Source organism: Mesorhizobium sp. WSM4847, from assembly GCF_055811335.1.
On record NZ_JBVVPY010000048.1, the window covers coordinates 1 to 17,156 of the forward strand.

13 protein-coding genes are annotated in these 17,156 nt (G+C 63.4%); 5 read left to right on the top strand and 8 right to left on the bottom strand.

The genetic code is table 11. The features are described from left to right. Window positions 1-133: 133 nt before the first annotated feature. Window positions 134-1,411 carry a 5-aminolevulinate synthase gene (gene hemA, locus AC0L28_RS33645; RefSeq protein WP_077376755.1) on the bottom strand — a complete coding sequence of 426 codons (1,278 nt, stop codon included), beginning with the start codon at window positions 1,409-1,411 and terminating at the stop codon, window positions 134-136. 281 nt (window positions 1,412-1,692) lie between these two features. Here hemA and galE point away from each other — a divergent pair, with 281 nt between their 5' ends. From galE to AC0L28_RS33660, 3 genes are all read left to right on the top strand, one after another. Beyond that, a complete protein-coding gene (gene galE / locus AC0L28_RS33650; protein ID WP_473482734.1) occupies window positions 1,693-2,688 on the top strand; it encodes a UDP-glucose 4-epimerase GalE in 996 nt (331 codons plus the stop codon). A 113-nt stretch (window positions 2,689-2,801) separates the two neighbouring features. Further along, window positions 2,802-4,052 (top strand): D-amino acid dehydrogenase, encoded by a 1,251-nt coding sequence (locus AC0L28_RS33655; protein ID WP_473482735.1) that lies wholly within the window; start codon window positions 2,802-2,804, stop codon window positions 4,050-4,052. 74 nt (window positions 4,053-4,126) lie between these two features. Beyond that, window positions 4,127-5,953, top strand: coding sequence for an alanine racemase (locus AC0L28_RS33660; protein WP_473482737.1), 1,827 nt, complete (start codon window positions 4,127-4,129; stop codon window positions 5,951-5,953). On the opposite strand, the gene AC0L28_RS33665 is transcribed toward AC0L28_RS33660, so the two are convergent. The 7 genes from AC0L28_RS33665 to AC0L28_RS33695 all read right to left on the bottom strand — a co-directional run bounded on the left by AC0L28_RS33665 (window position 5,954) and on the right by AC0L28_RS33695 (window position 13,086). Continuing rightward, a complete protein-coding gene (locus tag AC0L28_RS33665) occupies window positions 5,954-7,324 on the bottom strand; it encodes an FGGY-family carbohydrate kinase (protein ID WP_473482739.1) in 1,371 nt (456 codons plus the stop codon). Further along, window positions 7,321-7,638: an L-rhamnose mutarotase gene (rhaM, locus tag AC0L28_RS33670; protein WP_473482741.1), complete on the bottom strand. Its 318-nt coding sequence runs from the start codon at window positions 7,636-7,638 to the stop codon at window positions 7,321-7,323. The genes AC0L28_RS33665 and rhaM overlap by 4 nt, the downstream gene beginning before the upstream one ends. Next, window positions 7,638-8,639, bottom strand: coding sequence for an ABC transporter permease (locus AC0L28_RS33675; RefSeq protein ID WP_023803290.1), 1,002 nt, complete (start codon window positions 8,637-8,639; stop codon window positions 7,638-7,640). The genes rhaM and AC0L28_RS33675 overlap by 1 nt, the downstream gene beginning before the upstream one ends. Then, window positions 8,636-9,613: an ABC transporter permease gene (locus AC0L28_RS33680; protein ID WP_473482743.1), complete on the bottom strand. Its 978-nt coding sequence runs from the start codon at window positions 9,611-9,613 to the stop codon at window positions 8,636-8,638. The genes AC0L28_RS33675 and AC0L28_RS33680 overlap by 4 nt, the downstream gene beginning before the upstream one ends. Beyond that, window positions 9,610-11,151 carry a sugar ABC transporter ATP-binding protein gene (locus AC0L28_RS33685; protein ID WP_473482745.1) on the bottom strand — a complete coding sequence of 514 codons (1,542 nt, stop codon included), beginning with the start codon at window positions 11,149-11,151 and terminating at the stop codon, window positions 9,610-9,612. The genes AC0L28_RS33680 and AC0L28_RS33685 overlap by 4 nt, the downstream gene beginning before the upstream one ends. 83 nt (window positions 11,152-11,234) lie before the next feature. Next, window positions 11,235-12,230: a rhamnose ABC transporter substrate-binding protein gene (rhaS, locus tag AC0L28_RS33690; protein ID WP_023803287.1), complete on the bottom strand. Its 996-nt coding sequence runs from the start codon at window positions 12,228-12,230 to the stop codon at window positions 11,235-11,237. A 46-nt stretch (window positions 12,231-12,276) separates the two neighbouring features. Further along, on the bottom strand, window positions 12,277-13,086 hold the full coding sequence (locus AC0L28_RS33695) for a DeoR/GlpR family DNA-binding transcription regulator (protein ID WP_473482747.1): 810 nt from the start codon (window positions 13,084-13,086) through the stop codon (window positions 12,277-12,279). A 213-nt stretch (window positions 13,087-13,299) separates the two neighbouring features. On the opposite strand from AC0L28_RS33695, the gene AC0L28_RS33700 reads away from it, so the two are divergent. Together AC0L28_RS33700 and rhaI are read left to right on the top strand one after the other, a co-directional pair. Next, entirely contained in the window at window positions 13,300-15,402 is a 2,103-nt protein-coding gene (locus AC0L28_RS33700; RefSeq protein ID WP_473482749.1) for a bifunctional rhamnulose-1-phosphate aldolase/short-chain dehydrogenase, read from the top strand. 178 nt (window positions 15,403-15,580) lie between these two features. After that, window positions 15,581-16,873 (top strand): L-rhamnose catabolism isomerase, encoded by a 1,293-nt coding sequence (rhaI, locus tag AC0L28_RS33705; RefSeq protein ID WP_473482751.1) that lies wholly within the window; start codon window positions 15,581-15,583, stop codon window positions 16,871-16,873. The last annotated feature ends 283 nt before the right edge of the window (window positions 16,874-17,156 follow it).

Consider the following 17,156-nt stretch of genomic DNA (forward strand, 5'->3'; position numbering starts at 1 on the left):
AACCTGTCCCATAGCGCATCCTTTGATTCGGACGGCAATGATGCGCCATTAAAGTCCGGGATCAAACACCTAGGGTCTGCGCCGCGTCGCTTCGCTCCTTGCTACGCCCTAGGAAGACGAAGGTAGCGGAAGCTCAGCCGCCGGACTTCGGCACCAGCAGCGGAATGACGCGGTCGCTTTCCCTCACCGCCGGCCGGCCCGCAGAACCGTAAGAGATGCCCAAGGCATCCCAGGTCTCGACCAGCGCGTCCTGAAGCGCCGCGATCAGCTGATCCGAATGGAATGGCGTCGGGGTGATGCGCAGCCGTTCGGTGCCGCGCGGCACGGTCGGGTAGTTAATCGGCTGGATGTAGATGCCGTGGACGCCGAGCAGGCGGTCGCTGGCCATCTTGCACAGTTCGGGATCGCCGACGAGCAGCGGCACGATGTGGGTAGCGGAGTCCATCACCGGCAGGCCCGCGGCGGTAAGAACCTGCTTCGTCCGCGTCGCCTGGCGCTGCTGCGCGGCGCGTTCGGCCTGTGAGCGCTTGAGATGGCGGATCGACGTGGTCGCCGCGGCGGCAATGGCCGGCGGCAGCGCCGTGGTGAAGATGAAGCCCGGCGCATAGGAGCGCACGGCATCGATCACCGCACTTGTGCCGGTGATATAGCCGCCGAGCGTGCCGAACGCCTTGGCCAGCGTGCCTTCGATGATGTCGATACGGTCGGCCAGCCCTTCGCGCTCGGTGATGCCGCCGCCGCGCGGTCCGTACATGCCGACGGCATGCACCTCGTCGATATAGGTCATGGCGTTGTAGCGCTCGGCAAGTTCGACGATCTGTTTGATTGGCGCGATATCGCCATCCATCGAATAGACGCTCTCGAAGACGATCAACTTGGCGCGCTCGCGGCCCGCCGCCTGCAGCAGGCTTTCGAGATGCGCAACGTCGTTGTGGCGGAAGATCTTCTTCTCGGCGCCCGAACGCCGCACGCCCTCGATCATCGAGGCGTGGTTCAACTCGTCCGAGACGATCAGGCAGTTGGGCAGCAGCCGCGCAATGGTCGAGATCGAAGCTTCGTTGGAGACGAAGCCGGAGGTAAAGACGAGCGCGGCTTCCTTGTCGTGCAGGTCGGCCAGTTCCAGTTCGAGCTCGACCAGCGGATTGCTGGTGCCGGAGATGTTGCGGGTGCCACCGGCGCCGGATCCCATCTTGCCGGCGGCGTTCTGCATCGCGGCGATGACGTCGGGATGCTGGCCCATGCCGAGATAGTCGTTGGAGCACCAGACGGTGATTTCCTGGGCGCGGCCATTGGCGCGCCAGATGGCGCGTGGGAAGTTCCCCACGATGCGCTCGAGGTCGGCGAAGATGCGATAGCGACGCTCGGCGTGGAGCTGGTCGATCGCGTCTTCGAAGAACCGCTGATAGTTCATTTCGGCTTCCCAATTTTTGCGTGGGATCATAATCATTGCCCTATTCGCCGTCTACTTGGCCTTTTTGGTCAAAATGCCACGCCCCAAGCCTGTTCCTAACGGCCACGGATCATGGCCTATTCCCTTGATGTGGATCAATTTTGTTTCAGGACGATGCCATGCGCCGATGAGACTGGTTACCGCGGGCACTGATGGAAATGGACTAATGGCCCAGTGGCAGGCTTTCCAGTAAGGCGGGTGTGGAGACAGCTTCCGATTAATCTTGAGCAGCGAGGACACGGATGACGGTTTTGGTGACAGGCGGCGCTGGCTATATCGGCAGCCATATGGTCTGGGAACTGCTGGACGCGGGCGAGAGCGTTGTCGTCCTCGACCGGCTTTCGACCGGCTTCGAATGGGCGGTGGCGCCGGAGGCAAAGCTTGTCGTCGGCGATGTCGCCGACAAGGAGCTGGTCGGCGGGGTCATCCGCGACAATCATGTCGATGCGATCATCCATTTTGCCGGCTCCATCGTGGTTCCCGAATCGGTCGCCGACCCGCTCGGCTATTACGAGAACAACACCTGCAAGACGCGCACGCTGATCGAGACCGCGGTGCGCGAAGGCGTGCCCAATTTCATCTTTTCCTCGACCGCCGCCGTCTATGGCGGCGCCGGGCTGGAGCCGGTGCGCGAGGATGCGCGCCTTGCACCGGAATCGCCCTATGGCCTGTCCAAGCTGATGAGCGAATGGATGCTGCGCGACGCCGCAATCGCCCACGGCTTGCGCTATACGGCGTTGCGCTACTTCAACGTCGCCGGCGCCGATCCGAGGGGCCGCACCGGCCAGTCGACGCCGGGCGCCACGCATCTGATCAAGGTCGCCTGCGAGACGGCGCTCGGCAAGCGGCCCTTCATGGAGGTGTTCGGCACCGACTATCCGACGCCCGACGGCACTTGCATGCGCGACTACATCCATGTCAGCGATCTGGCGGCGGCGCATCGGCTGGCGCTGGAACGGCTGCGCGCCGGGGGACCAAGCCTCGTCGCCAATTGCGGCTACAGCCACGGCTATTCGGTGCTCGAAGTTATCGACAGCGTGCGCCGCGTCTTTGGCCATGATTTCGACGTGCGGATCGGCGAGCGCCGTGCGGGCGACGCGGCGGCGGTGGTCGCCAATTCGGAGCTGGCGCGCCGCGAGATCGGTTGGACCCCGCAACGCGATGACCTCGACCGGATCGTCGCCGACGCGCTGGCTTGGGAGCGTATCCTGACCGGCAAGAATTCGGCGCGGAGCTGAAGTCCCGGTTTTTCCTCCGTGGGCTCGTAGATCGAGCGTGGAAGCGCTATTGAAGGAGCTGCGCGGCTGAAACGTGGAGGCGTTTCGGCCGCGTCTGATCCTTTGGGGGCGGCATGAAGATATTGGTCCTTGGCGCTGGCGTCGTCGGCACGGCGGCGGCCTACTATCTGGCGAGCGACGGCCACGAGGTGACCGTGATCGAACGCCATCCGATGGCGGCGCGAGGCACCAGCCAATCGAATGCGGGCCTGGTGTCGCCAGGCGACGCCACCGCCTGGGCCTCGCCCGCTGCGCTGAGGACGTTTTTGCGCGCGCTCTACAACCACGATCTCGGCATCAAGGTGAGGCTGCGCTTCGATCCTTATTTCTTCGCCTGGAGTCTGCGCTTCCTGCGCCAATGCACGCATGCGCGACTGTGCGCCAACACCGACATCAAGCTGCGCCTGGCGCTTTATTCGCGCGACTGCATCAACGCCATCTCGGCCGACACCGGCATTCACTATGACGAGCGCAAGAAGGGCATTCTCTATTTCTTCCGCTCGCAGCAGAGTTTTGATACCGGCACCGACAATTACCGCTATCTCGCCGAGCACGGTCTGCCGATCGAGATCGTCGGCCGCGACCGGCTGGTCGAGATCGAGCCCGGCCTTGCCGGGGCCAGGGACAGAATAGCCGGCGGCGTCTATTCGCCGATCGACCAGACCGGCGACTCCAGCCAATTCACCCGAAACCTCGCTGCCTATGCCGCCGAGAAACTCGGCGTCCAGTTCCTCTACGGCACGACGGTCGAAGGCCTCGACATCGAAGGCGATCGGGTGCGCGCGGTGATGACCTCGGCCGGCCCGATAACAGCCGACGCCGTGGTCATCTCGATGGGGCCGGAGAGTGGCCTGCTCGGCCGCCGCTACGGCATCGACCTGCCTGTCTATCCGGTCAAGGGCTACACCGCGACCGTGCCGCTGGAGGACGAGGGCAAAGGGCCGACCATGGGCGGCGCCGACGAGGATCAGCTTATCGGCTATTCCAGGCTCGGCAACCGGCTGCGGCTTGCTTCGACCGCCGAGTTCACCGGCTTCGATCGCAGCCACAAGCCGAGCGATTTCGCCGCCATGTTCAGGACCGGCAAGGAGCTTTTCCCAGGCGCCTTCGACGAGAACAAGGCCGAGCTCTGGGCCGGCTTGCGGCCGATGATGCCGAACTCGGTGCCGGTCATCGGCCGGGCGCGCTACAGAAATCTCTACCTCGACACCGGCCACGGCCATGTCGGCTGGACCATGGCCTGCGGCTCGGGAAAATTCCTTGCCGATGAGGTCGCCGGCCGCAAGCCGGAGATCGACCCGCAAGGGCTGGTCTATGTCAATTGAGGGAGAATTAATCGTCGTGTCGGCACCGGGAAGATAAATGCGTCTAATACCGTGCACAAATTCTGAGTAGAAAAATGTCGGGACCGCAAGTCGCCATCGACCTTGGCAGCATCGAGCGCAATGCGCGCACCATCGTCGACCGCTGCGCCCTGTCCGGCATCAGGGTATTCGGCGTTACCAAGGGCACCTGCGGCATGCCGCAGGTGGCGCGCGCCATGCTGCGCGGCGGCGTCGCCGGCATCGCCGAATCGCGCTTCGAAAACATCCGCCGGCTGCGCGACAGCGGCATCACCGCCCCGATCATGCTGCTGCGCAGTCCGCCGATGGCACGCATCGAGGAGGTTGTGCGCACCGTCGACATCAGCCTGCAATCCGAACTCGCCACCATCCGCGAACTATCGCGCATCGCCGAGCGTATGGACCGCGTCCACGACATCATGCTGATGATCGATCTTGGCGACCTCAGGGAAGGCATCTGGCCGAACGACCTCATTCCGACGGTCGAACAGATACTGGCGCTCAGCGGCGTGCGCATCGCCGGCATCGGCACCAATCTCGGCTGCTTCGGCGCCATCATGCCGACGCAGGAAAATCTCGGACAGCTCGTCGCCCATGCCTACAAGACCGAGCGCCTGTCCGGCGCAAGGCTCGACTGGATCTCGGGCGGCGCGTCATCGTCGCTGACGCTGCTGCTCGAAGGCAGGCTGCCCGCCGGCATCAACAATCTGCGGGTCGGCGAGGCGATCCTTCAGGGTGGCGTCGAAACCTTCCGCGAGACGCCGTGGGCCGAACTCGAACCCGATGCCTGCCGGCTGACCAGCGACATCATCGAGGTCAAGCTGAAGCCGTCGCGGCCGATCGGCCAATCCGGCTACGACGCTTTCGGCAACCAGCCGGTGTTTGCCGACGATGGCGACCGGTTGCGCGCCATCGCCAATATCGGCCGCGAGGATGTCTTGATCGAAGGTTTGACGCCGATTGCCAAGGGCGTGCGGGTGCTTGGCGCCTCCAGCGACCATCTGCTTCTCGACGTGACCGATGCCGAGCCGCCACCCGCCGTCGGCGATCGTGTCGCCTTCCGCATGAGCTATGGCGCCATGCTGCTGGCAATGACCTCGGAATATGTCGAAAAGGCGCCAATGCACGATGTCGAGGATTTCTCCGGCCGCAAGATGGTGTCGATATCTGCCGAACCGGCGGCGGCCGGCATCCTGGCCAGGGAGGCGACCGGCGCCCGGCTGGAGGCGATGAATTTCGATGTCGTCGAACTGGCCGATATCGAGCGGCCGCCGTCCGGCCTGGTCCGGCTCACCGCCGGCAGCGACCGGCGCATCGCCCACACGGCGCTGACGGCGACCGCGCGGGCGACGCACTCGTTTGGCCTGATCTGGATCGATTCCATCGCCGCGCTGATGCCCGAGGACGAAGACGGCATCGACCTGCCGGAAGCTTCGGTGCTGGCGCGGGCGCTCGGCCTCGATCACAAGCCCGGCGCGCTGCAGCCACAACTGTCGCCGGAAAACGTCGTCATTGTCGGTTTGCGCCATGCAGATCCGGCCGAGGCCCGGGTGCTGAAGGATTCGCGCGTCTGCGCCTTCACCATGACCGACATCGACGCCATGGGCATGCGCGACGTGATGCACGAGGCGATCCGCATCGCCAGCTCCGGCACGCAAGGCTTTCATGTCAGCTATACGCCTGAGGTGACCGAATTCGCCGGCTGGGCGGCAGGCTCCGGCGGCATCACGGTGCGCGAAACGCATCAGGCCATGGAGGCGATCGCGTTGTCCGGCGGGCTGTTGTCGATGGACGTTTCCGGCCTGACATCAGCTCTGGAACCGCGATTGGCGGCGGAAACGGTCAATTTCGTCATGTCGGCGTTTGGCAAGCGGATTTTGTGATCAGCCCTGTGCGTCGACCGCCGCGCGCCATGAACGTGCGTAATCCGCCCAGGCCGGGTCGACCGGCGGTTCGAACCTTTCGCCGGCGCCTTGTACCGTTCCTTGGTCCGACGCCAACAGGGCGGCGCCGATGCTGGTGCCGGTTGCGGCCTCCGACGCGATGACGGCACGTGCGGTGGCTGCAGCGAGCATGCGCGTGAAAAGCCGGTTGCGGGCGAACGGCCCCTCGACGGTCGTCGGGCCGCCGGCGTCGATCAGGTCGAGGCAGGTCGCGGTCATCAGCGCCAGGTAGAAAGAGATGGCGGCAAAGCGCTGGCCGCCGTTGATGCCGTCTGCGTCGAGCCATGCTGCCCTGTGATGCGGGAACGGCCCCGAACCCTGTTGGGTCGAAGGCAGCAGGGACGTCTTCCGCGCGAGCGCTGTGGCGATATCCTCTTTGGTCCAGTCTTCCGATTGGCCTTCCGTCAGCAGCGAAAACTCACGGCCGCCCATGAAACGCGCCGACGGCACCGGATCACCGAGCGCGTTGACGTTGACGAGCGTGTCGCGGGCCGGGTCGAGCGCGATCTTGTTGCCGCCAACCGCCATCGACACCACCCAGGTGCCGGTCGAGACGACCGAGAACGGCGGCGTATCGGACAGGAGATGCGGCAGCAGCGAGGCGTTGGAATCGTGCAAGCCGCAAAACACCGGCGTTTGCGGATCAAGCCCGGTCCGTATCGCAAGCGCGGGCAGGATCGGGCCAAGGCGATCTTTCGCCGGCCGCACCGGCGCCATCAGATGACGCCATTGCATCTTGTCGACCAGCGACGAAAAATCGGCCTTCCACGGGTTCCACAGATCGGTGTGGCAGCCAAGCGAAGTCACTTCGTTGGCGGCGACGCCGGCCAGGCGCAAGGCCCAGTATTGCGGGTACATCAGCATCGCGGCGGCCTTGGCGAACTCCGCCGGGAAGCGCTTCTGCTGCCAGAACAGCTGCGCGCCGAGATTGAGGCCGACCGGCAGGCGCGGCGTGCCCGTCTCGGCGAAGGCCGGACGGTTCGTGTCATAGTCCTCGGCAAGGGTGTCGGGCCCGGCAAATTCATAGTCGAGCACCGGCAGCGCCAACTCGCCGGCAGTGTCCACCAGCACGCCCGTCGCGCCATGGGTGGTGATCGATATCGCGTCGATGCGCTGTTCGCGATTGATCTCGGCGAGGCTGTCGAGGATGAACGACCACAGAAGCTCAACATCGTGGTGCGGGTAGGGACCGTCAAGGACAGGCGCGTTCGCCATACGGCGCAGCGCAACTTCGCGCAGATCGGCGAGATCGACCAGCGCCACCTTGGCGTTGGTCTTGCCGATATCGATGACGGCGACGTGGCGGGTCATTCCATATGGAACATTGTTTCCAGCGGCACCGCCACCGGCTCGTTATCAGGCCTGGTCTCCATGATGTCGGCCATTTCAGCCCACCAGCGCTGCATCACCTTGTGCTTCGGCAATTCGTCCATGCCGTGGCCGTCGCGCCGCCACAGCACGCCGAACAAGGTGTTGGTCTCATGGTCGAGATGGATCGAATAGTCGGAAACGCCGGCCTGTTTCAGCAGTGCGACCAGCGACGGCCAGATGTCGTCATGACGCCTTTTGTATTCGGCCTTCATGCCGGGATTGAGCTTCATCTTGAACGCGTATTTCTCGGCCATCAGGTAAAACGCTCCCGCCGCACCCGCCGCCAGACGATGGGCAGCGCGATGACGATGATCAGCAGCAGGCCGATGAAGATCGACATGACGATGCCGGGCACATTGAGCAGCCCCAGGCCGAAAGTCACCAGCCCCATGATGAAGGCAGCGAGCACCACGCCCAAAATGCTGCCGGCGCCGCCCAGGATGCTGACGCCACCCAGCACCACCATGGTGATGACTTCCAATTCATAGCCTTGCGCGATCGATGGCCGGGTCGAGCCGAGCCGCGAGGTGATCAGCACCGAGGCGATGCCCGCCATCAGCCCGGTCAGGCAGAACAGGATGAACTTGATGCGGCCGACACGCACGCCGGAAAACTGTGCCGCGACCGGGTTGTTGCCGATGGCGAAGACGCGACGGCCGAAGCTGGTCCGGTGCAGAAGGAACCAGTAGATGACCGCCGCGACGAGGAACAGCGTCAGCTCGAACGACACCACCCACCAGACATAGCCCTGGCCGAAGAAGGCGAAGCTGGAGGGATAGCCTTTGTAGGCCTGGTCGCCGAGGACGATGAAGGCGATGCCGCGAAACAGGCTCATCGTGCCGATGGTGACGACGATCGACGGCAGGCCGAGCCTGGTGACGAGCAGCCCGTTGAAGGCGCCGCAGCCGAGCCCGACCAGGATGCCGATCGCCACCAGCACCGGCGTGCCGGCGCCGGCCTGCACCGCCATGCCCATCATCGTCGAGGCCAGCGCAATGATGGCGGCGACCGACAGGTCGATCTCTCCGGAAATGATCAGCAGCGCCATGGCGAGCGCGATCAGCGCCTTCTCGGTGAAGTTGAAGGTCAGGTCCGACAGCGACCACGCGTCGAGGAAATAGGGCGAGGCGAAGCTGTTGACGGCAAAGATGGCGACCGCCACCGCGACCAGCAGCGCCTCCCACGAGAAGATCGCCGAGTTGAGCGGCGTGTCGAGCCGGTCGGGAATGTGGCGCGGGGCTGGGGTGTCGGTCATGCCGCTTCCGCCTTCTTGAGAATAATGCGGCCTTGCCGGCGTTCGCCGCGCGCGTTGAGCACCACGGCCAGGATGATGGCGCTGCCCGAAATCGCCATCTGCCAGAACGGCGAGATGTTGATGACCGGCAGCGCGTTGGAGATGATGCCGAGGAACAGCGCACCAAGCACTGCGCCGCCGACCGAGCCGATGCCGCCGGCGATCGAGATGCCGCCGATGACGCAGGCGGCGATGATGTTGAGCTCGTAGCCATTGGCGACCTCGACCGAGGCGATGACATAGCGTGAGATCCAGAGATAGCCGCACAGACCGGCGGCCATCCCCGAGATGCAGAAGACAATGAACTTGGTGCGGCCGACATCGAGGCCGGCGTAGATCGATGCTGTCGGATTGACGCCGATGGCATAGATCGAGCGGCCGAGCGCGGTGCGCGTCATCAACAGGAAGAACAAGGCGATGACCAGTATGGCGATCCACGACAGCACTGGAATGCCGAGAAAGGCCGCGCGCTGCAGGCCGATGAAATCAGGGCTCATCTGATCGGCATTGACCCAGGCGCCGCCTGAAATGACGAAGGTGGCGCCGCGATAGATGGTGAGCGTGCCGAGCGTCACCACGATCGAGGGAATGTTCAGCCGCCATACCAGCAGGCCGTTGATCGCGCCGAGCACCAGGCCGACCAGAAGTGCGATGACGATCAGCAGCGGGATCGGGATTGCCGGATGCGCGGCGTTCAGCATCGCCACCACCATGCCGGTGAAGCACAGGTTCGACGCCATCGACAGGTCGATCGAGCGGGTCAGGATCACCACCATCTGCCCCAGCGCCAGGATCATCAGGATCGAGGTGTCGTTGAACACCTGGCGCAGATTGCCGAAGGCAGCAACGCCCGGAAAGCGCATCGAGATCAGCCCGATCAGCACGACGATTGCCGCGAGCAGCCAGACTTCGCGATATTTGAGCAAAACCTTCATGCCACAATCCCTGCTGCCGTCTTGACCAGCGTTTCGGCGTCGAGCCCCTTGTTGTCATAGATCGAGGCGATGCGGCCCTCGCGCATGACGATGACCCGGTCGGACATGCCGAGGATCTCGGGCAGTTCGGACGACACCATGATCACCGATAACCCTTGAGCGACCAGCTCGGCCATGAAGCCGTGCACGGCGGCTTTCGAGCCGATGTCGATGCCTTTGGTCGGCTCGTCGAGGATGATCACCTTGGGCGCGGTCGCCAGCCATTTGGCGATGACGATCTTCTGCTGGTTGCCGCCCGACAAAGTGCCGACGTCCTGGCTGAGCGAGGCGGCGCGCAGATCGAGCCGCTCGGTATAGGAACGGGCTAGCGCGAACTCTTCGGCCAGTTGCAACACACCTGACTTGGATGTGCGCTTGAGCGAGGGCAGCGAGATATTCTGGAAGATCGGCAGGCCGATCACCACGCCTTGCTTGCCGCGTTCTTCCGGCACGTAGACGATGCCGGCGTCGATCGAATCCGCCGCCGATTTCGGCATGATCGCCTTGCCTTCCAGCGTGATGGTGCCGCTGCTGGTGCGGGTGATGCCTGATATCGCCTGCATCACCTCGCTGCGCCCGGCGCCGACAAGGCCGTAGAAGCCGAGGATCTCGCCTCTGTGCAGCTCGAAGCCGATGTCGTCGAACTCGGTCGGGTGCGACAGGCCGGAGACGGCAAGCACCGGCGCGCCGATCTCGGCCTTGCGTTGCGGAAAGATGTGATCGACGGCGCGGCCGACCATCATGCGCACGATCTGGCTCTGGCCGGCATCCCTGATCAGGCCTTCGCCGACCATCTCGCCGTCGCGGAACACCGTGTAACGGTCGGCGATGCGATAGATCTCGTCGAACTTGTGGCTGATGAACAGGATCGCCTTGCCTTCGCTCTTCAGGAACTCGACCAGCAAAAACAGCTCCTCGATCTCCTTCAGCGACAGCGCTGCGGTCGGCTCGTCCATAATGACGATCTGGGCGTCGATCGACATGGCGCGGGCGACTGCGACGAGGTGCTTGTTGGCGATGCCGAGATCCTTCAGCCGCGCATCGGCGTCGATGTGGCCGGCGCCCATGGTGTTCAGTACTTCACGAGCATTCTTGCGCATGGTGCGCCAGTCGATGGTGCCGAGGCGCGATCGCGGCGCATGGCCGAGAAAGATGTTCTCGGCCACCGTCAGGTCGTCGAACAGCACGGTTTCCTGGTGGATGGCGGTGATGCCGTGCCCGAAGGCGGCATGCGCGCTGGGCAAGGTCACGGCCTGGCCATCGATACTGATCGTGCCTGTGTCAGGCTGGTAGATGCCTGTCATGATCTTGACCAGCGTCGACTTGCCGGCGCCGTTCTCGCCGATCAGCGCGGTCACCTGGCCTGGGTAGAGCGACAGGCTGACGTCGTGCAGCGCGCGCACGCCGGGAAAACTCTTCGAGATGCCGGCCAGGGTCAGGTGCGGAGCCGCAGCCAAAGGCTGCTCAGTGGTCGGGTCGAGTTGGGCTGTCGTGTCCATAGTCGTATCAAGCCCTTAAGCAGGTCCGTTTGAGGACGCGGCGGAACTTGAGCTCCGCCGCGCCGGCTTGAAGGGCTCCAGGATCAATAGATCTTGGAGAACTCTTCGATGTTCGACTTGTCGAACTTGAAGGGCGGAGCCATCGCGGCCGAGTTGGTGTCGTCGAGGGTGACCTTGCCGACACGGCCGATCGACAGCGTCGCACCCGGCTTGGCTTCTTCCTTCTTCACCGCCAGATCATGGGCGAGGTAGACGGCCGAGTAGCCGAGATCGATCGGGTTCCACAGTGCGACAGCCTGGCTGGCGCCGTTGTCGATGAACTTCTTGAACTCCGACGGCAGCGCCAGGCCGGTGACATTGACCTTGCCGATCAGGCCCTGGTCGGTCACCACCTGGGCAGCGGCCACGACGCCGACGGTGGTCGGTGCGATGATCGCCTTGAGGTTCGGATAGGATTTCAGCAGGCCCTTGGCCTCGTCCGTGCTCTTGGCCGAGTCGTCGTCGCCATAGACGGTGGCGACGAGATTGATCTTGGGGAATTTCTCCGGCAGCACCTTCTTGGCCGCTTCGATCCAGGCGTTCTGGTTGGTCGCGGTCGACGAAGCCGACAGTATGGCGACATCGCCGCCTTCCGGCAGATAGTCGGCGGCAAGCTTGATGATGGTCTCGCCGATCAGGTTGGTGTCCGAGGGGTTGAGGTGGAGCTGGCGGCCTTCCGGAGCGACGCCGGAATCCCACGAGATGACGGTGATGCCGCGATCCATCGCCTTCTTCAGCGCCGGCACCAGCGCGTCGGCGTCATTGGCCGAAATGGCGATCGCGTTGACCTTTTGGGCGATCAGCGAATTGATCACCTCGATCTGCGCTTCGGCGGTCGCCTTGGTCGGGCCGGTGTAGATGATATCGACGTCGCCGAGTTCCTTGGCCGCCTCTTCGGCGCCCTTGTTGGCGGCATCGAAGAAGCCGTTGCCGAGCGACTTCACCACCAGCGCGATCTTGACGTTCTCGGCATAGGCCGCATTCACGAAGATGGCGGCGGAGAACGCCGCCGTAACCATCAATTTCTTCAGAAAGCTCATCGAATATCCTCCCTTGAGCGTTGCATTCCATCGCCGCTGCGAACCCTCAGGCCTGCAGCGAAGATTCTTCCCTATTGCCTGCCGTTGTGCGGGCGACGATCAGCGTCACACCGGCGGCCTCCAACATCTTGGCCTCGCGATCCTCGATGCCGTCGTCGGTGATGACCGTGGCAATGCGCGACAGGCCGCACAGGATCAGGCTCGAGCGTTTGCGGAATTTTGACGAGTCGACCAGCACCACCAGTTCGTCGGCCTGATCGACCAGTTTCTGCTCGGCCTGGATCAGCAGCGGATCGCCTTCCATCAGGCCGAGTGGCCCGAGCCCTTGCGCGCCCATGAACATGCGGCGCGCATAGAAATTGCGCGTCACGTCATTGTCGAAGGGCGACAGGATGATGTTCTGCTCGCGGTAGATGGTGCCGCCCGACAGCATCACCGTGTTCTTGGAGTGCTTGAGCAGGTGCTCGGCGATCGGAAAGGAATTGGTGAAGATCGGCATGCGGCGACCGGTCAGGAAATGCACCATCTGGAAGGTGGTGGTGCCGCCATTGATGATGATCGGCTCGCCGTCCTTGCACAGTTCCACGGCGTCCCGCGCGATCGCCCGCTTCTGCGCAGCGTTGATCGTCTCGTTGACGGAAAAAGGCCGGCCGGCAAGGCCGATGAATTGCGGCGGGCTGATCGCCTCGGCGCCGCCACGCACCCGGCGCAGGCGCTTTTGCACATGCAGTGCGGCGATGTCGCGCCGGATCGTCGCTTCGGACGAGTCCGTCAGGTCGACCATCTCCTGCACCGTCACCACAGGCTTTTCCTGGACGGCGGACAAAATGATCCTGTGGCGCTCTTTCTCGTGCATGGTTCCTCCCTGCCTCAGCATCTAGGCACCCAAAACGCGCAGTGTCAATCATTTCCGATCATATAATTCCATTGCGCAGTGCAATATGATCAATCTTGATCGTTTGTGATTGACAATGCCGCTGCTTCCGTGGACATTCGACCGAAGCTGACCCGCTATGCGGTCGCAATTGACCGCACCGTTTGCGCGTCTCACGTCACGGGAGGATTACCTATGCTTGACAAGCGCTCCGGCACGCGCCTCGCCAATCTTTGGGATGATGCGACAGCCCTGGGAATGAGCGAGCCGGAACGTCTCGTCTATCGCTCGAATGTTCTTGGCTCCGACAAGCGCGTCACCAACTATGGCGGCGGCAACACCTCTTCCAAGATCTGGCAAAAGGATCCGCTCACCGGCGAAAGCGTGGAAGTGCTGTGGGTGAAGGGATCCGGCGGCGACAGCGCCTCGATCAAGCTCGACGGTTTCGCCACCCTCTACATGGACAAGTTGCGCGCGCTTAAGGGTCTCTATCGCGGCCTCGAGCATGAGGACGAGATGGTCGCCTATCTGCCCCATTGCACCTTCAATCTTAACCCACGCGCGGCCTCGATCGACACGCCGCTGCACGCCTTCGTGCCGAAGCCGCATGTCGACCACATGCATCCCGACGCCATCATCGCGATTGCCGCCGCCAAGGATACGCAGGCGCTGACCAGGGAGATCTTCGGTGACGCGATCGGCTGGCTGCCATGGAATCGTCCGGGCTTCGAGCTCGGCCTGTGGCTGGAAAAATTCTGCTCCGAAAACCCTGAGGCCAAGGGCGTTGTGCTGGCAAGCCATGGCCTGTTCACCTGGGGCGACACTCCAAAGGAATGCTACGAGACGACGATCTCGGTGATCAACCAGGCGATCGACTGGTTCGAGCGCAAGTCTGAAGGCAAGCCGATCTTCGGCGGCGAAGTCGTCAAATCGCTCGACGCGCCGGCGCGTCGCGCCGTGGCGGCAAGGCTGATGCCGAGGATCCGCGGCCTGATTTCGGAGAAAAGCCACAAGCTCGGCCATTTCGACGATTCGCCGGCCGTGCTCGAATTCGTCAATTCGAAGGATTTGCGCCCGCTGGCGGCGCTCGGCACCTCCTGCCCGGATCATTTCCTGCGCACCAAGATCCGGCCGCTGGTCATCGAATTCGACCCCAAAAATCCTGATGTCGACGCCGTCATCGCCCGTCTCGCCGACGATTTGGCGGAGTATCGCGTTGGCTACCAGGCCTATTATGACAGGTGCAAGCATGCGGATTCGCCGCCGGTGCGTGATCCGAACGCCGTGGTCTATCTGATGCCCGGCGTCGGCATGTTCACCTTCGCCGGCGACAAGGCGACGGCGCGCATTTCGGGCGAATTCTACGTCAATGCCATCAATGTCATGCGCGGTGCCTCGACAGTGTCGACCTATGTCGGCCTGCCCGAGCAGGAAGCCTTCGACATCGAATACTGGCTGCTCGAAGAGGCGAAGCTGCAGCGCCTGCCCAAGCCGAAAGCGCTTGCCGGCCAGATCGCGCTGATCACCGGCGGCGCCGGCGGCATCGGCCGGGCGACGGCCAACCGGCTGCTGCGCGAGGGCGCCTGCGTCGTGCTGGCCGACATCGACGAGACCGCCCTTGCCAGCGCCAATGACGAATTGGCCAAGGCCCATGGCAAGGATTTCGTGCGGCCGGTGGTGATCGACGTCACGTCAGAGGACCAGGTGATCTCCGGTTTCGCCGAGACGGCTGTCGAGTTCGGCGGCATCGACATCCTGGTGTCGAATGCCGGCCTGGCAACCTCGGCGCCGATCGAGGAGACGACGCTGGCGCTATGGAACAAGAACATGGACATCTTGTCGACCGGCTATTTCCTCGCGTCGCGCGAAGCATTCCGGCTGTTTCGGGCGCAGAAGATCGGCGGCAATGTCGTCTTCGTCGCCTCCAAGAACGGGCTTGCCGCATCGCCCAATGCCGCCGCCTATTGCACGGCCAAGGCCGCCGAAATCCATCTGGCGCGCTGCCTGGCGCTGGAAGGCGCGGAGGCCCAGATCAGGGTCAATGTCGTCAATCCCGACGCCGTGCTGCGCGGCTCGAAGATCTGGGCCGGCGAGTGGAAGGAACAGCGCGCCGCCGCCTACAAGATGTCGACTGACGACCTTGAGGAACACTACCGCTCACGCTCGATGCTGAAGCGTTCGGTGTTCCCCGAAGACATCGCCGAGGCGATCTATTTCTTCGCCTCCGACATGTCGGCCAAGTCGACCGGCAATATCGTCAATGTCGACGCCGGCAACGCCCAGAGTTTTACGCGCTAGGCGATCATTTTTTGAGGGTGGCGCTGCCCCTCACCCTTACCCTCTCCCCGCGAACAACGGGGAGAGGGGGTCGCCAATGCCGGACACGCTTGTCCTTCTCCCCGTCGCTATACGGGGAGAAGGTGCCGGCAGGCGGATGAGGGGCAGCGCCAACCGAACGCATTTGGGAGGAAGCACCATGTCCGAAACCATCATCTCAGCCGACATCGTCGACAAGGACAATCTCGCGCGCGCGGCCGAGCTCAAGCGCGATTACGATGCGCTCGGCGAACGCCTCGACCGCCGCGGCATCGCCGTCGACGCCATCCGCGGCAAGGTCGAAAAATTCGCCGTGGCGATCCCGTCCTGGGGCGTCGGCACCGGTGGCACCCGCTTTGCCCGCTTTCCCGGCGCCGGCGAGCCGCGCGATATCTTCGACAAGATCGAGGACTGCGCCGTCATCCGGCAGTTGACGCAGGCGACACCCACCGTCTCGCTGCACATTCCGTGGGACACGGCCGACCCGAACCGGCTGAAACAGGCGGCCTCGCGCTTCGGCCTTGGCTTCGACGCCATGAACTCCAATACCTTCTCCGACGCCAGTGATCAAAAACTGTCCTACAAGTTCGGCTCGCTGTCGCATGCCGACGCCGGCACCCGCCGGCAGGCGGTCGAGCACAATCTCGAATGCATCGAGATCGGCAAGAAGCTGGGCTCCAAGGCGCTGACGGTGTGGATCGGCGACGGCTCGAATTTCCCCGGCCAGGTCAATTTCGCCAAGGCGTTCGAGCGTTATCTCGACGCAATGAAGGAGATCTACGCCGGACTGCCTGACGACTGGAAGCTGTTCACCGAGCACAAAATGTACGAGCCGGCCTTCTATTCGACGGTCGTGCAGGATTGGGGCACCAACTACATCATCGCCAAAGAGCTCGGCGACAAGGCCTTTTGCCTGGTCGACCTCGGCCATCACGCGCCCAACGTCAACATCGAGATGATCGTGTCGCGGCTGATCCAGTTCAAGAAACTCGGCGGCTTCCATTTCAACGATTCGAAATATGGCGACGACGATCTCGACGCCGGCTCGATCGATCCCTACCGGCTGTTCCTCGTCTTCAACGAACTGGTCGATACCGAGCTTGCCGGTGCCGAAGGTTTTGATCCGGCTCACATGCTCGACCAGAGCCACAATGTCACCGACCCGATCGAAAGCCTGATGTTGTCGGCGGTAGAGGTGCAGCGCGCCTATGCGCAGGCGCTGCTGGTCGATCGCCAGGCGCTGGAAGGCTATCAGGATGCCAACGACGCGCTGATGGCGACGCAGACGCTGAAGTCCGCCTATCGCACCGATGTCGAGCCGATCCTCGCCATGGCGCGGCTGAACACGGGCGGCGCCATCGATCCGGTCGCCACCTATCGCGCCGCCGGCTACCGAGCCAAGGTCGCGGCGGAACGGCCGGCGGTTGCCGGCGGCGGCGGTGGGATTGTTTGATGTCGGCCTGAAACAAAAAAACCCGCCTGGGGCGGGTTGCGGCGCGATGCGAGAGAGGCGTCGGCTAATTTCGAACGCCTTCGCTTGTCATCAGCCTACCTACGCTGCGACGCAACTGCCAAATCTCCGCCATCTGCGATTAGCTACAAGCCAACACGCCTTCGTCATCCTAGCTAGGGCGGAGCAGGAGCGAAGCGACGTCGCGGAGACCCTAGGTGTTTAGTCCCGGCATTTGATGGGTGGGATCGAATCGGAACCGTTCAGGCTCTTTTGCCCAGATTTT

What these genes read in the sequence shown, in the direction of transcription:
- rhaI (WP_473482751.1), top strand. Translation starts at nt 15,581, where the DNA reads ATGTCCGAAACCATCATCTCAGCCGACATCGTCGACAAGGACAATCTC.
- hemA (WP_077376755.1), bottom strand. Translation starts at nt 1,411, where the DNA reads ATGAACTATCAGCGGTTCTTCGAAGACGCGATCGACCAGCTCCACGCC.
- galE (WP_473482734.1), top strand. Translation starts at nt 1,693, where the DNA reads ATGACGGTTTTGGTGACAGGCGGCGCTGGCTATATCGGCAGCCATATG.
- AC0L28_RS33685 (WP_473482745.1), bottom strand. Translation starts at nt 11,151, where the DNA reads ATGGACACGACAGCCCAACTCGACCCGACCACTGAGCAGCCTTTGGCT.
- AC0L28_RS33655 (WP_473482735.1), top strand. Translation starts at nt 2,802, where the DNA reads ATGAAGATATTGGTCCTTGGCGCTGGCGTCGTCGGCACGGCGGCGGCC.
- AC0L28_RS33680 (WP_473482743.1), bottom strand. Translation starts at nt 9,613, where the DNA reads ATGAAGGTTTTGCTCAAATATCGCGAAGTCTGGCTGCTCGCGGCAATC.
- AC0L28_RS33700 (WP_473482749.1), top strand. Translation starts at nt 13,300, where the DNA reads ATGCTTGACAAGCGCTCCGGCACGCGCCTCGCCAATCTTTGGGATGAT.
- AC0L28_RS33660 (WP_473482737.1), top strand. Translation starts at nt 4,127, where the DNA reads ATGTCGGGACCGCAAGTCGCCATCGACCTTGGCAGCATCGAGCGCAAT.
- AC0L28_RS33665 (WP_473482739.1), bottom strand. Translation starts at nt 7,324, where the DNA reads ATGACCCGCCACGTCGCCGTCATCGATATCGGCAAGACCAACGCCAAG.
- rhaM (WP_473482741.1), bottom strand. Translation starts at nt 7,638, where the DNA reads ATGGCCGAGAAATACGCGTTCAAGATGAAGCTCAATCCCGGCATGAAG.
- rhaS (WP_023803287.1), bottom strand. Translation starts at nt 12,230, where the DNA reads ATGAGCTTTCTGAAGAAATTGATGGTTACGGCGGCGTTCTCCGCCGCC.
- AC0L28_RS33675 (WP_023803290.1), bottom strand. Translation starts at nt 8,639, where the DNA reads ATGACCGACACCCCAGCCCCGCGCCACATTCCCGACCGGCTCGACACG.
- AC0L28_RS33695 (WP_473482747.1), bottom strand. Translation starts at nt 13,086, where the DNA reads ATGCACGAGAAAGAGCGCCACAGGATCATTTTGTCCGCCGTCCAGGAA.